The organism is Mesorhizobium sp. RSR380A (assembly GCF_054719385.1).
In genome coordinates this window covers 1,270,711-1,283,969 of the sequence record NZ_JBTTIB010000001.1, presented here as the reverse complement: position 1 = coordinate 1,283,969, position 13,259 = coordinate 1,270,711, and the positions used below count along the sequence as shown (strand labels likewise).

12 protein-coding genes are annotated in these 13,259 nt (G+C 59.1%); 2 read left to right on the top strand and 10 right to left on the bottom strand.

Going from position 1 to position 13,259, the window contains the following annotated elements; genetic code table 11:
• Positions 1 to 88: 88 nt before the first annotated feature.
• The 3 genes from ACYG9Z_RS06145 to ACYG9Z_RS06135 all read right to left on the bottom strand — a co-directional run bounded on the left by ACYG9Z_RS06145 (position 89) and on the right by ACYG9Z_RS06135 (position 1,454).
• Positions 89 to 244, bottom strand: coding sequence for a hypothetical protein (locus tag ACYG9Z_RS06145; RefSeq protein WP_023741158.1), 156 nt, complete (start codon positions 242 to 244; stop codon positions 89 to 91).
• A gap of 396 nt (positions 245 to 640) precedes the next feature.
• Positions 641 to 838, bottom strand: coding sequence for a hypothetical protein (locus ACYG9Z_RS06140; protein WP_023741159.1), 198 nt, complete (start codon positions 836 to 838; stop codon positions 641 to 643).
• A 451-nt stretch (positions 839 to 1,289) separates the two neighbouring features.
• Positions 1,290 to 1,454, bottom strand: a complete 165-nt coding sequence (locus tag ACYG9Z_RS06135) for a KTSC domain-containing protein (protein WP_084558913.1) — start codon at positions 1,452 to 1,454, stop codon at positions 1,290 to 1,292.
• 1,491 nt (positions 1,455 to 2,945) lie between these two features.
• Here ACYG9Z_RS06135 and ACYG9Z_RS06130 point away from each other — a divergent pair.
• Positions 2,946 to 3,131 (top strand): hypothetical protein, encoded by a 186-nt coding sequence (locus ACYG9Z_RS06130; protein ID WP_023681021.1) that lies wholly within the window; start codon positions 2,946 to 2,948, stop codon positions 3,129 to 3,131.
• 173 nt (positions 3,132 to 3,304) lie between these two features.
• On the opposite strand, the gene ACYG9Z_RS06125 is transcribed toward ACYG9Z_RS06130, so the two are convergent.
• Together ACYG9Z_RS06125 and ACYG9Z_RS06120 are read right to left on the bottom strand one after the other, a co-directional pair.
• Complete coding sequence (locus ACYG9Z_RS06125; protein WP_155921622.1) at positions 3,305 to 3,508, bottom strand: hypothetical protein; 204 nt, start codon at positions 3,506 to 3,508, stop codon at positions 3,305 to 3,307.
• Between the two features lie 371 nt (positions 3,509 to 3,879).
• Entirely contained in the window at positions 3,880 to 4,251 is a 372-nt protein-coding gene (locus ACYG9Z_RS06120) for a response regulator (RefSeq protein WP_023670881.1), read from the bottom strand.
• Positions 4,252 to 4,737: 486 nt separating this feature from the next.
• Here ACYG9Z_RS06120 and ACYG9Z_RS06115 point away from each other — a divergent pair, with 486 nt between their 5' ends.
• Complete coding sequence (locus ACYG9Z_RS06115) at positions 4,738 to 5,430, top strand: N5-glutamine methyltransferase family protein (RefSeq protein WP_023689767.1); 693 nt, start codon at positions 4,738 to 4,740, stop codon at positions 5,428 to 5,430.
• Between the two features lie 54 nt (positions 5,431 to 5,484).
• Here the strand turns inward: ACYG9Z_RS06115 and ACYG9Z_RS06110 are convergent, their stop codons facing one another.
• The 5 genes from ACYG9Z_RS06110 to ACYG9Z_RS06090 are packed head-to-tail and all read right to left on the bottom strand — an operon-like array spanning position 5,485 to position 13,114.
• The gene (locus tag ACYG9Z_RS06110) at positions 5,485 to 5,751 is read right to left on the bottom strand and encodes an acyl carrier protein (RefSeq protein ID WP_023670883.1); all 267 of its coding nucleotides are present in this window, start codon (positions 5,749 to 5,751) and stop codon (positions 5,485 to 5,487) included.
• 55 nt (positions 5,752 to 5,806) lie between these two features.
• Complete coding sequence (locus ACYG9Z_RS06105) at positions 5,807 to 7,363, bottom strand: class I adenylate-forming enzyme family protein (RefSeq protein ID WP_023753026.1); 1,557 nt, start codon at positions 7,361 to 7,363, stop codon at positions 5,807 to 5,809.
• On the bottom strand, positions 7,353 to 9,380 hold the full coding sequence (gene asnB, locus ACYG9Z_RS06100; RefSeq protein WP_023733262.1) for an asparagine synthase (glutamine-hydrolyzing): 2,028 nt from the start codon (positions 9,378 to 9,380) through the stop codon (positions 7,353 to 7,355). Before asnB ends, ACYG9Z_RS06105 begins: the two co-directional genes overlap by 11 nt.
• Positions 9,381 to 9,386: 6 nt before the next feature.
• Positions 9,387 to 10,367, bottom strand: coding sequence for an NAD(+) synthase (gene nadE / locus ACYG9Z_RS06095; protein ID WP_280790677.1), 981 nt, complete (start codon positions 10,365 to 10,367; stop codon positions 9,387 to 9,389).
• Positions 10,364 to 13,114, bottom strand: coding sequence for a non-ribosomal peptide synthetase (locus ACYG9Z_RS06090; protein ID WP_031215078.1), 2,751 nt, complete (start codon positions 13,112 to 13,114; stop codon positions 10,364 to 10,366). The genes nadE and ACYG9Z_RS06090 overlap by 4 nt, the downstream gene beginning before the upstream one ends.
• Positions 13,115 to 13,259 lie beyond the last annotated feature (145 nt).

The following is a 13,259-nucleotide window of genomic DNA, read 5'->3' as shown; positions in this document are numbered from 1 at the left end:
ACAAAAATTACCGACTGTGCGTCCGACTGACACGAAATATTCTAATGATCAAACGGAAAAATCGCTTTCTGGGGAACCTGGATTCGAATCATAGCTGCAGGTCACGTCGCACCTTTACCGGATAGCCGTCGGCATCCTTGCGCTTGTCGAACTGCTTGGAGCGGCGATTGCCGCCGGCATCGAAATAGTCGGCCAGCCAGCGGACTTCGACGGAGGGCAGGGTGCGTTTGCGGACTTTAGCCATTCCTATTCCTCGCGGTACTTTGGATAATGTTGCGTGGTGTGGGAGCGAGCTTGCCAGACCGGATAGCGTTCCGCCTCTTTCGCCAACTCTCTATCATTTCTTTCCGCGACGCTCCGATGGCCTCAAAACCTCTTGGCCGATGGGGACGTCTCCGGAGGCGTATTCATTCGCAAGCTTGATTGCTTCGCCCAACTTTGGATTGTTGGCGAATGGCGCAAGTTCAACCAAAAGATTGAACAGGTTATCCAGACCGGAACATTAGCGGCGACTAACGGTTAATGTCCGGCAGTGTCCGAGAGCGATGGCGGTACTGGCGCTCGATCTTGTCTATTTTTTCGGCCCGACCCTAGGCGACCTGCTGGGCAGCGTCATTTCGTTGCTGGCGTGTTTGGTGCTTTACAACGCTTTGGCTACGGACCGCCCGAACCGATAGGTCGGGTATAACCCGCGATCGCCAATTCCGAAGCCAAGGTCCAGGGCGACGCCAAGGAACAGCTTGCCGGCCATGTCGATGGCGAAGGCGCGTACAGGGCGCCATGCGTCTGTGCGGAGCGCTCTGAGGGACTTGGCAATGTCATCGAAGATCGTTTCCATCGGTCGAGTCTCCGAATCTGTGAATCCCCTGTTTGATCCGTCAAAGTCTAACGATCAGGGAAGCGCCATGAAAGCACGTGCAGTAACGGTTGATTCAACCATTGCTGGTATAAGTGTGGGGTGGGTGGCGGCTCCGACAGCTCGGGGGTGGAACTGAGTGCCGAAGCCGCCTGCGCAGCCAAGGTTGGGGTTTGACCGCGCCGTCCTATTCTGGGACAGCGCGGTCAACGATTCGTTAAAATGATCCGGACCTAATTAAGTCGGTGCTAATTGCGCCCTTCGGCCTTTTTGGGTCAGCCGGGAACATCCCCGCTCCGAGGCTGTTCGGTCACACCCGGCTCGTTCTCAGCGGTCCCTGCCGGTGACCAAGATGGCCCCTCACTCATCATGGTCGGCCCGCGCTCGGAAGCAGGCGCGGGCCATCCCTGCACAAACCCGGCGTCTCCAGATGTCAGCGCTCTGGCGCGAGCCGGACTGTATAACGATTGCGGATGTGGCTGTTAAAATAGACGCCCTTGGCAAAGGCAACTTTGAACGCAGCAACGGCATCAGCAGGTACGTCCAAAACCTCGTAATGCTTCCCGCACCACTGCGGCCGTTCTAGAGCATGCCTCAGAACGTTCTCAAACGAGGTTAGCTGGAGTGGACTTCATAGCGTCACGGGAAACATACGGAACGATACGGGAAGATTTCTGATTTTGGCCCAAGAAAAAACTAACAAAATCAAGGATTTTTAGACACCCTCCGGGCCACCAGTCGCCTTCATGCACAAGGCTTTGCGTCGAGGGTAGACAACCTGGTTAGACAGTGGGTTAGACAAACCGCTTCAGAAGCTTCGCCATGCCATCCACGGCGAGCCGCTCCTGCTCCGTCCTTGCTGTAAAGCTCTACGTGGTCCAGGACGTCGTGGCCGAGAATGCCTGCCGATTGTTTCGAGGTCGCGCCCTCCTTGGCCAGGTACTTCCCCAGCGTCTTCCGAAGTCCATGCAGCTTGCAGCCGGGCCCCATGCCCGCCATCTTGGTTCAGTGCGCCATCATGCCGGTCAGCGACTTTCTCAGAGAAGGAATTGCCGTAGGCGTTCAAAATCACCGTGTCGGCCGAACCCCAATGCTTCGGTGAGCACATAGGTGATCGTTAGCGCACTTCAAATGCGATCCGCTGCTCACTAATTACTTGATCCCGTAAATTACATGATCACGTATCGACTTTTGCATTGAAATCCCGAATTCGGTGGCCTTATAAAACTGACGTTGCCATTGCTCGTAGGTCTGCTGTGATGGATAACGCGGCTCCATTCCGCAAGGCCGTCCCTTGCGTCGAAGTGACAGAAACCTGGGGCGAATGGTTCGTCCGCGTGGTTGAGAAAGATCAGGAAATTGCCCGGTCATTCAATCAGGAATCGTTCGCGTTATCCTTTGCAGAAGGCCAGCGGATACGCCTAGGGCTAGCGAAGGTCGTGCGCCTGTAGGGCGCTGTGGGGCGGCATTGTAGGCATCCAAGCATGAGCGGAACCTAATTTGCAGCCGCAAATTAATGTCCAATGAATGAACTCCCAAACCGGAAAAAACTCGTGCCTGACCCTCAACCTCGGCGCGGCTCCAACAAAGGTGTGTTGCTAGCGGCTGCAGCGCTGCTGTTTGCCTTTCTCGCTCTTATTCTGTTTGGGTTTTTTCAGTAAGTGCGCGCGGCGCCGGCTTCCCAGAGAGGGCAGAGCACCTGCCGACGTGATCTTCGATCGCTCGCGTCCTTGCGGCGGGGCGACTATCCAAGCCGGCTCGGTTCGTCGCTCCTGACGGGTTCGGCGGTCCCACCACAGCAGGATGATCATTCGGCAATTTTTGGCAGCGCCGGTATTCAACTCACGCCCAAAGCGATTGAACTGAAGCTGGCCGTCGATGTCGTGACTGACGCAGCATGAGCCGAACAGGCGAGGCAAGCGCAAGCCTTGGGGCCCAACCTCAGACAGACGAAGCACGCTCGTGCAGTCTGGAGACAGCGCAACGAGTTATTCATTCGGGCGCCTTCGCATCACCAGCGGAACGAAAGAGTTAACTGGCGGTTTACTAGGGAAGGATTGCAGGACGAAAAACATTGAGGATTTCTGCCATGACAATGTTGTTCGAACCACTCGACTCTGAAGGTTACAAGCGCAGCGTGGTCTACCATGCGGCACGCTTGTCCATGCTCCACAATCGAATGCTGAAGCGTTTCGACAAGGTCGATAAAGCGGCTGAAAAGGTTGAAGCCGAGGTGGAGCTGTTTGATGAAGCTGTTCGCACTCTCTACGAATGAGCGGCATGTTGACCGCCGACGTTCCTGCTAGCGCGTATACGGGCGCGGGGTTCACCGTTGCGTCACCAGGCGATGTCGCGCCGCGTATTTGGGCTTGATAAGCACGATCTAATGTATACGATTCACCCAGCCGGCCTGGCTCCCCCGCCATCGGGCCGGTCAGGCCCGACGGTTCAACGCACCACCCCAAACGACTGTCGGGCCGCCAGGACGCTCACTGCGCAGCCGGGTTCATGCTTTGCCTTTTTTTCTCGAAAAGCGCGAGCTTGGTCATATAACCAATTCTGATTTTTGCATGGCATTGGGTGCAGTTGAAGTTGGATATCACCTTCAACCACGATCCCTTTTTTATGATGACATGAGAACAGTTTGGACATTCCAGTTCCAGGTACTCGTCCCCCATATCGTTTGAAATCGGCACTACGACACTCCCCAACAGTTGCCCGTGAAACTTGCGCTTCGAGATCGGCCGGCACCTCCGTGCTCAAACCCCGAACGTGGGTCCTTGGCAGATGTTCCGCAATCCGACCTCTGGCGACCGGGATCGGACCTAAGTCCAAATCGCCGCCAACAGGCCGAGAAGTGGAACCCCGGCGGATGCTTTTTGAACGCTGAATTTCCGTCCTCGCCGGTCGTAGTCCGCCGTCCTCATGGCCAAAGCGCCAATGTTGCCCTTTGTGAGACTGACCTCGTCCGGCCTACCAGGTCGCCAGGGCGCAACTCCGGTAATAATGCGGCGGAGCGAATGTCAGCGCGAAGCTGTGCGCAGGGACGCCAACTCGCTGACAGCAGCAAGGATGACAGCATCGGTTGCCGGCTTCGGCAGGAATCTGCAGTCGCGGAAAGCCGCGGGAACGTCGGCGGGGCCAAATCCCGACAAGAAGGCAAAGGGGATGCCTCGCGCCTGCAATATCCTCGCCACCGGCAGACCCGTTTCACCGTTCAGCTGGATGTCTAGCAACGCCACGTCAATCTTGTCCGATTCGACAAGACGCAGAGCGGCGGATACCGACGGCACAGGTCCGACCACCTGATAACCGGCGCGACGCAGCCGCGCGGCAGTGTCCTGCGCGACTAGCCATTGATCCTCAACAATCAGAACACTCACGCTTTCGCTCACGGCCCCTCTCTGCGATTGACCGGAAATGAGATGTCGATCCGAGACCTTCGGACAGTTGTTTCGACATGTCCGCAAACCTATAGGTAACCTCTCCATGCAGCAAGGTGAGGCTGATGCTGGAGCGGAGGCGCTTCCACCGACCACTTGCTGAATTACCGGAGCCGAAGATTAGCGCGTCAATGGAGCTGCGGTCCGCGCCTCCGCTCCATCAGAGTTGGATAGGCGTTTACCCCTCTCCACCATCCACAAAATCTAAAAGCCGCCGTACCGCGCCATTGGCTCTTCAAAGCATGAGCAGCACCTCTCTCTCCATCTTTGGCGACCTGAGATTGCAATCGGTCAATGAGCGTCAGAAGTGCGATGCACCGAGTTTGTGCCTGCAGTTTTTCGAAGGAAAGGCTTGAGAATTCATGATTTCGGAGCAGGTTTGGCTGGCGCATGAGCGCCGCAGATCTATACTGGGGAGATCAAGCGATGGGGTCGGCCATGAGCAAAGAGTTCAGTGTAGCTGATGCCTATGGCGCCGGCCGCGCCATGTTCATGGGACTTGAACTGCTGGTTTCGCCCGGTGCGCTCGTCCCCAGACCTGAGACCGAGTTGCTCGGCAAGACCGCGCTTGGTGTGTTGCATCAGATGAACCTGCCGGCTCCGCGCATAGTTGATATGTGCTGCGGCACTGGGAATCTGGCGTGCGCGATCGCCTACCATGTGCCCAGCGCCCTTGTCTGGGCAAGCGATCTCACCGATGAATGCGTCGAAACGGCACGCCGCAACACCTCACATCACGGCATGGCTGAGCGTCTTTCGGTGCTTCAGGGCGACTTGTTCGACTCTCTCATCGGCCTTGGGTTAGACGGAACTATCGACGTAATCGTCTGCAATCCGCCTTACATTTCTGAAAAGCGGCTCGAGGGCGACCGCGCCCATCTGATCGAGCTTGAGCCGCGCGAGGCGTTTGCAGCCGGCCCTTACGGCCTGAGCATTCATATGCGCGTACTGAAAGACGCACCGCGATACCTGCGGCGTGGCGGCATCCTGCTCTTCGAGGTCGGGCTTGGCCAAGACCGACAGGTAGCGGGTCTGCTGGAACGCAGCAAGGCATTCGAGAACATCCGTTCGGTCTCGAACGAAGCGGGCGAGGGCCGGGTGGTTCTGGGGCAAGTCAAGACGCAGGCATGAATCCTGCGACAATCAGACCAAATACGGGGCTGCTCTGGGCGTTACGCTTACCCATCAGTTCATTTTGCGGATGATGTATTGCTCGATCCCCTGGATGGAATCGAGGTTTTCAGGCAGAAGTTCGCTATCCTCGACGGTAATGCCAAAGGTCTCCTCGATGAAGCCGATAATCTCAAGCACACCCGTCGAGTCGACAATGCCTTGATCGAGCAAGGATGCGTCATCCAGCAATGCCTTGACGTCGCTGACGTAGAAATTCGAAACCAAGAAACTACGAATCTGCTCGCTGTAGATTCCGGTGCGTTCCTTGATGGTCAACATGAATTCGTCCTCCGTGGCGTCACCATTAAATCAGCGACTTGGTTCTGGCCCCGTATCATGACAGCGCCGTTTTCTTGAGTTTTCCCGTGTCCGTCATCGGCAGGTTCGCCACAACGACGATGGATTTCGGGACCATGAAGTTTTCCAGACGCTTCTGGCACTCCTTCTGCAGTTCCCTTTCGCCAATGGCTCTTCCATGCTCCATCACCACAAAAGCTTTCACCGCTTGCCCGAGGAGCTCGTCGGGAACACCTATGACAGCCGCTTCTCGGACTCCTGGAATGTCCATCAGTACATTTTCCACTTCCCTTGGCGCCACCTTCTCGCCTCGCGACTTTATGATCTCATCCCCACGGCCAACGAAGTAGAGGTAACCCTCCGTATCCATCCGGCAGTAGTCGCCGGTGTATAGGACCTGCTCGCCGGGCAGCGGGCCGGGTTTGAGTTTCCTGGCCGTTGCCTCGGGCTTGCCCCAATACCCGTTCATCACCGTTGCGCCGCGAATGACGAGTTGGCCGACAACGCCTGGGCCTATCCGCCTGTCATGCTCGTCAACGATCCACATCTCCGTATTCGGGATTGCGATCCCTACGCTCAATGGCTTTCGCTCGAGGTCCTCTGGCGGCAAATAGGTGCAACGTTTGCATTCGGTGAGACCGTACATCGAATAGATGCGTGCACTCGAAAACAGCTCGCGAAGCATGAAAATATGCTTGAGGGGTAGGGCTGCCGCAGTGTTTGTGACGTAGCGGATGCTCGAGAAATCCTGGTCTTTGAGGGACCTGAGTTCGGAGAGTGCGGCAAAGATTGTGGGCACGCCGGGAAAGCCCGTAACTCCCTCCTGCCTGATCAACCCGAGGATCTGTGCCGGGAAAGCGAACGAGCGTTCGAGCACCAGCCGGGCGCCGGTACGAAAAGCCATGATCATCTGGTACAGTCCATAATCGAAGGCGAGGGGTAGGACATTGAGGATCACCTCGTCCTCGGCAATCGCCAGGTAGGAAGCGACAGACGCGCACGCGGCCATCATGTTTCTGTGCGTCAGCATCACGCCCTTGGGTTCGCCCGTCGACCCGGACGTGTAGATGATGGCTGCCAGATCAACATCGATGCACTGCCGTGCCGGCGGCGTATCCGCGCCATTGGCGAGGGCGGCGTCCCAGCGCACGGCAAACGGCAGCTGGGCGAGTTCGACGTCGTCGATCGGTCCCGATACGATCACCCGCAGAAGTGACGGGCAGCCGCGCGCCGGCTCGCGGAAGATCGCTTGCAGATGGCCGTCCGTGATGAGCGCCGTCGGCCGGCAGTCGTTGAGCAGATAATCGAGCTTGTCGCTCTTGGTGAGCGGGTTGACGATGCACACCACCGCATTCGCCTTTAGCACCGCCCAGAAGCTAACCACCGTCTCGACGGTGTTGTCGGCGAAGATCATCACGCGATCACCGCGAACGACTCCGGATGCGGACAGGTCCCAGGCGATCGCGTTGGCTCGCGTTTCGAGTTCGAGGTAGGTGACACGCTGCCTGTTGCACACCAGCGCCACCTTACTTCCGTGTCGGACGGCGGAATGGGCGAGGTAGTCATGCAGCAATGGTACGGCATCATGCAACATACAGGCGCTCTTCCCGATGTTCGCAGTCGACGTCGACGCTGAGCGTGCATTCGAGCGTTGCACTGGGACAACCCGCGACGAACTGCTGATGAAGAAGTTGGGTCGACAACACGCCGACCAGCGCCATGTTGTCGGCATTGGACAGGTCGCCATCGCCAGTTCTGGCCTGGCATTTGGCAAGCAGGTGCGTGACCCCCTTTGGATCGAAGACATTCGCCTCGCGCAGGGCCTTCTGCGAAACCGCCTCGCGAGCGTAATCCGGAGCGTCTGCGCCGACGAAGCAAAGCGCGTTGGGCGCGCGGAAGGGCTGCTTCTTGCGGGCTACGATCTCGGAGGGCAGGATGGGTGCCGCCATGCGCTTCAGCACGTGCTTTTCGTCGAGGCCGCGGAGTTTGAAGGAGGGCGGCAGCGAATTCGCGAGCCTCACAAGTTCATCGTCCAGGAACGGGAAGCGCCCCTCGACGGAGTGAGCCATCAGCATCCTGTCGCCTTGCGAGGAGAGCAGATAGCCCGACATCAGTGTTTGCACCTCGAGATACTGGTCCTGCGCAAGGGGACTCCAACGGGCAAACTGCGCGGGCAGACGGGCGAGCAACTCGGACACGGCGTCGCGGCCCTGCGTTCGAGCCCGCATATCGGCCGTAAACAAGCGCTTGATGGCCCTGGTGGTTTGCCAGCGGGTTTCATGAGCAAAGCCCGGCGCGTCGTAAGCCTGAATATTTCGCCCGAAGAACTGACGCGCCATCGCCTGCTGTTGCACCGGCGAGCGGGTGAGATAGGGGTAAAGGCGTTCCAGGAGCCGAGAGCGTCGTGTCGAAGTCGGGTGGCGCCCCCAGAAGCGGCGGACCTTGCCTTCGCGGAACAGGTCGTAGCCGGCGAACATTTCGTCAGCGCCTTCGCCGGTCAGCACGACCTTGATTCCACGCTCGCGCACTAGGCGCGAGAGCAGGAAGAGTGGCGCCGGGGCAGTCCTCAGTATCGGGCGTTCGGTGTGTCGGATTACCTCCGGAAAGATTCCGGCTATATCTCTGCGCGAAACGACCACTTCATGGTGCTCACTGCCGGTCGCCTCGGCAACCATTCGCTGGAAGCGGGTCTCGTCATATTCGGCGTCGGCAAAACGCAAGGAGAAGGTTTGGAAGCGATCGCCCGCGAAGCGCCTCGCGAGCGCGGCCACAAGCGAACTGTCCAGCCCTCCGGAGAGGTAGCACCCGACAGGCACGTCGGCGCGCACCATTCTGAGCGCCGTCGCGGCCTCAAGAGCGCTAGACACGCGGTCCACCGCGTCGTTGGAGGACCCGGGGAACTCGCCCTGCCGCGATCCGAAATTGTCGGGATAGGAAGGCTGCCAAAAAATCCGCTCACGAACGGTGCCATCCTGATAGATGCGGACACGACCCGGCTCGAGTTCGTTGATTCCGTGGAAAACTCCTTGCGGCGGAACGACCGTCCAGAGCGTGAACGTCTGATCGATGCCGGCTGGATCAAGGGCGCGAGGTATGGTTCGATCGGCCGCGAAAATGGCTTTCACTTCGCTGGCGAAATAAAGCCGGTGCGCATGCTCGCTGAAATACAGCGGGCAAATGCCGAAGCGGTCGCGCGACAATATAAGACGATTGGCCACTGAATCCCAGATCGCAATTGCCCATTGGCCGTTCATCCGCTCGAAGGCCGTTGCTCCCCACTCACGATAGGCGTGTAGCGCGACCTCCGTGTCGCTGCGGGTTCGGAAGCGGTGGCCGAGCGCCGTGAGTTTTTCACGCAATTCGACGTAGTTGAATATCTCGCCGTTGAACACGATCCACGTCGTATCGCCTGTGTCCGCCATCGGTTGCTGGCCACTGGAAAGATCGACGATGGACAGGCGCACATGCGCCAGCCCCGCGCGTCTGTCCCGGTAGAGACCGCGCCCGTCGGGGCCGCGATGCGCCAGCGCGCCCATCATCTGCATCAGCGCCTGCCGCGAAGGAGAAGCCGCTGTGGCATTCAGCGCCACGATTCCAGCGATGCCGCACATGCTCGGTCAATCTCCGCCTTCCGCGGACAGCAAAGGCCGCGCGTGAAGATAGTGGGCCGCCCTTCGTTTCGCTTCGATGTCCTTGAACACTTTCTGAAGCTGGGGCTCGGTGAGGCCAGCAACCGCCGCGAGCTCATTGCTGGCGACCCCGTGGTTCAGGCCGTAGAGGCATAGATCCATCAGGTGATAGGGCAGCGCGAAATAGAATTCTTCCTGGCTTTGGGTCATGGAAAAGGTGTCGGTGGTCGGTGGCCGCTGCCGGATTTCATCATCCACCTCGAGATATTCCGCGAGTTGATAAACCTGGGTTTTGTAAAGGTGAACGATCGGCATCACGTCGGCGGCTCCGTCGCCCTGCTTGACGAAAAAGCCCTGGTCGTACTCGAGGCGATTTGGAGTGCCGACAACCGCGTATTTGAGGCGGTCGGCGTGATAGTATTCCGTCATCTTGCGCAGGCGCTGCTTGTAGTTTGTCGCAGCAACGATCTGCAGATAGGCAGCTGGCGGCAGACGCACGGTATCTACTTTACCCTGCGGATCCTGGACCGTGAGGCGGGTTATATTGAGCCCGCTGCTCTCCAGAACCGACGCGATCACCAGCTTGCATTTCCACCCTTCCCCATAGTCGGGAACGACGGTCTGGATCGCATCGATCTGCCGGCGGTAGGCCCCAATGGCCTCCAGTGCCGGTGCTATGTCCTCAAGGACGCTTTCAATGCCAAGCTGTGCCGCGACGCGGCGGCCAAGTCTCAGGGAGTCGCCGGAAGAATCCCGCTCCGGCATGAACAGTCCCAGGACCTTGTCTTTCCCGAACGCGCGCATGCACAAGGTCGCGACGACGGAGCTGTCGATACCGCCGGAAAGACCGACAACCACGCCGCGACGATGCAGGGTGCCGAGAACCTGAGTGCGCAAGGTGTCAACGATGCGATCGACCTCCGCGCGGGCATCGAGCGTCAGCATGTCCTTGCTGAATTCCGGAATTATGTCGATGACAAGTCCTCCCTTTTGCGAGATTCGGCGGGGGAATAGGTCTGCACGATGGCCGTCTCGATAAGCGGACGGTTGGTGGCAAGGTTTGGTTCGACGACAAGGTCGATGTGGCTGCCCGTGATCGAAATGACGTCCAGGTGTGCCAAGACGCTGTCCCAGCCCAAGGCCCGCGGCATTCCCTCCCTGCGACATCGGAACAAGGTACCGGAGAGGGGCAGAGCCGGTTTCGGTGCCTCAAGCCATTGGAAGAATGACTTCGCCCTTAAAACCTCCTGCAGTTCCAGTTTGGTCCTGAAGATCGTCGGGTTGAACTCTCCATTGGCAAATCTGTCCAGAATCCTGGCCAGACGCGCTTCGCCGCCCACGGCGACGGTGATCTTCGCAAGGGCTCTGCAAGCCATCCGATGCGCGGATATGCGGTTGGTGCGAATACGATAGAACGTACGGGTAAGTGTCTCCCAACGGTTGCTCGGCTCGTCCAGAAGGCTCGTGTCGAGGATGCCCAGGAACCGCACCGTTCGCCCGGCCTTCATGAGCCGTGCGGCAACCTCGAATGCAACCGCGCCACCCAGAGAATGGCCGAGAAGTCGCACGGGGCCCGCAGGTTGGATGCGGCTTATCTGCTCGAGTGCGGCGCCAGCCATGGCGCTGAGGGTGTTGTGTCCGTCCAGTATCGCCGCAAGGCTCGGATATCGGATCGGGTTTACACGGGCGACTTTCCCTATGGCGGCTGCGAACGCAGCCAGGCTCGGACCATAGCCAACGGACCCTGGAAACAGGAAAAGAACCGGGGGGTGGTGCTTCTTTTCGCGCCCTTCGCCCGACCGTGCAGAGACGACCGCCTCAACCATCTCGTCCAAGCTCATGCCGACGGTGAATGCTTCGAGGCCCAGCTCTTGCCCGATGGCGTTTTCGATCGCCATCACGCAGTGCAGCAGCTGCAGCGAATCTCCTCCAGCATCATCCCAGTTTCCCGTGGCAGTGCCTGTGTTGAGAACCTGCGTCCACGCGTGCTGCACTATTTGACGTGTGTCCTTTGCTCCTCCGGCGGGCGGAGCATCGAGAGTGGACGACCGGGCGACTCGCGCCCTCCTTCCGTGCGAACGATCTATCTCGGCCAGTGTTGCCAAATCGACCTTACCTCCCGACAGGCGTGGGATTGCGTCAACGGGGTGCAATCGCAAGGGACGCAATGGTGCCGGCAAGGTCATTCTGAGGAGCTGGCGAAGGTCGTCTGCAAAAGCGCCGCCTGCGAAGCGCTGGGGAACCGCGAAGGCGATGAGTTCCTGCGCGGCCGTTACCATCACCACGGCATCCGCCACCGAAGGCGCGCAACGCAAGACCCGTTCGAGTTCGGCGGGCTCGATGCGTCGACCATTGATCTTGATCTGGCGCCCTTTGCGGCCGACGATCCTCAAGATGCCATCATCGTCGAGCCGAACGAGGTCCCCGGTCGAAAAAAGCCGAGCCTCGGGATCGTCGGGGTCCGGCTGCGCGGGAACGACCACACCGTTCTCCCAATGACCAAGCAGGACATAGCGGCTTTTGATCAGAAGCTCTCCACTTTCGCCTGGCCCTACATTGCGCTCCGCTTCGTCGACGATAGCGAATGTCATACCAGGGAGCAGCCTGCCGACGGGAACCGACGCGTCTTGCTCGGGCCAGTCAGGCGGCAAGAACCATTGCGAACCGATGGTTTCAGTCGATGAGTAGCCGATCTGGATCAGACACTGGTCCGAAACGGCTTTGCGCAGCAAAGCGATGTCCATCCATGACACTTTCTCCCCACCGATCCGGGCCACTCTGAGCGGCCAGGAAGCGTCGGCGGGCGCCTCAGCCAGGAGGGCTCGAAGCAGTGCCGGCACAAGATAGGCGATCGTCACACCTTCGGACTGCAATCGAGCGCGCGTAGCGCGCAGGCCGACAGCCTCCACCTCGAGAAGATGCAACGTGGCGCCCGTCAGCAGCGCCGCAAAGATCTCCCGGCAACCGGCGATCGTGGCTGGCCCGGTCAGCGGCAGGAAAACGTCATCCGCGCTGATATGGCACGCATCGACATATTGCCGGACCCGCCATAGCAGGCTGCGTTGGCTGTTGACGATTCCCTTGGGGCGCCCGGTGCTGCCCGAAGTGTAAAGCACCAATGCGGGCGCATCGACCGAAACCATAGGGGGCTTATGCTGCTGTTCTGGGTGTTGATCGTTGGACGCCACGGCGGCCGCAATTTCGATCCAGACGATCTCTTGGGCCAATTCGACCGGGCGAACATTTTCGGCGCCTATAATCGCGCCGAGCCCCGCGGCACTGACTATATCGAAAATGCGAGAGGCGGGATCTCTTGTGTTGAGCGGGACCGAAGGCCGTCCCGCCGCCATGGTCGCCAACATCGCCACAGGATACCAAGCGGAGTTTGCTTGCAGGATGCCGATGGCCTGCCCTTCGGGGACGACGGCAGCGATATGAGTTGCCAGCGTCTCGACCGCCCGGAAAAGCTCAGAAAAAGTCAGGCGGTTCGCGCCGTCGCTGATTGCGAGCTTGTCAGGATACCGCCTGGCGACATCTCCAAGGTGGTCGAAGATTGGAGTGTCCGCAAATTTGGCACCCATCTGTCGGTAACGGCGCCAGACTGGCCCCCCTTGGTCAAGATCATATTCGGGAACGACTGACCACTTTCGGGTGGGTCGCAGATCCACCTGTAGGTTTTGATTTGCCACTTCCGAATGCAAACACACTGAGGACATTCAGGGCCCCGCCAAGCTGACGGTCGAACATCGCTCGCCGCGGAGATCTTTTCATCAATCATTCGGATGATGCCTCGATCTTGCCTAGCCAGCGCTTCCCGAGCGTCCTTCAGAAGTTTTGCCATCTGTGTCCAGCACCGGTCGT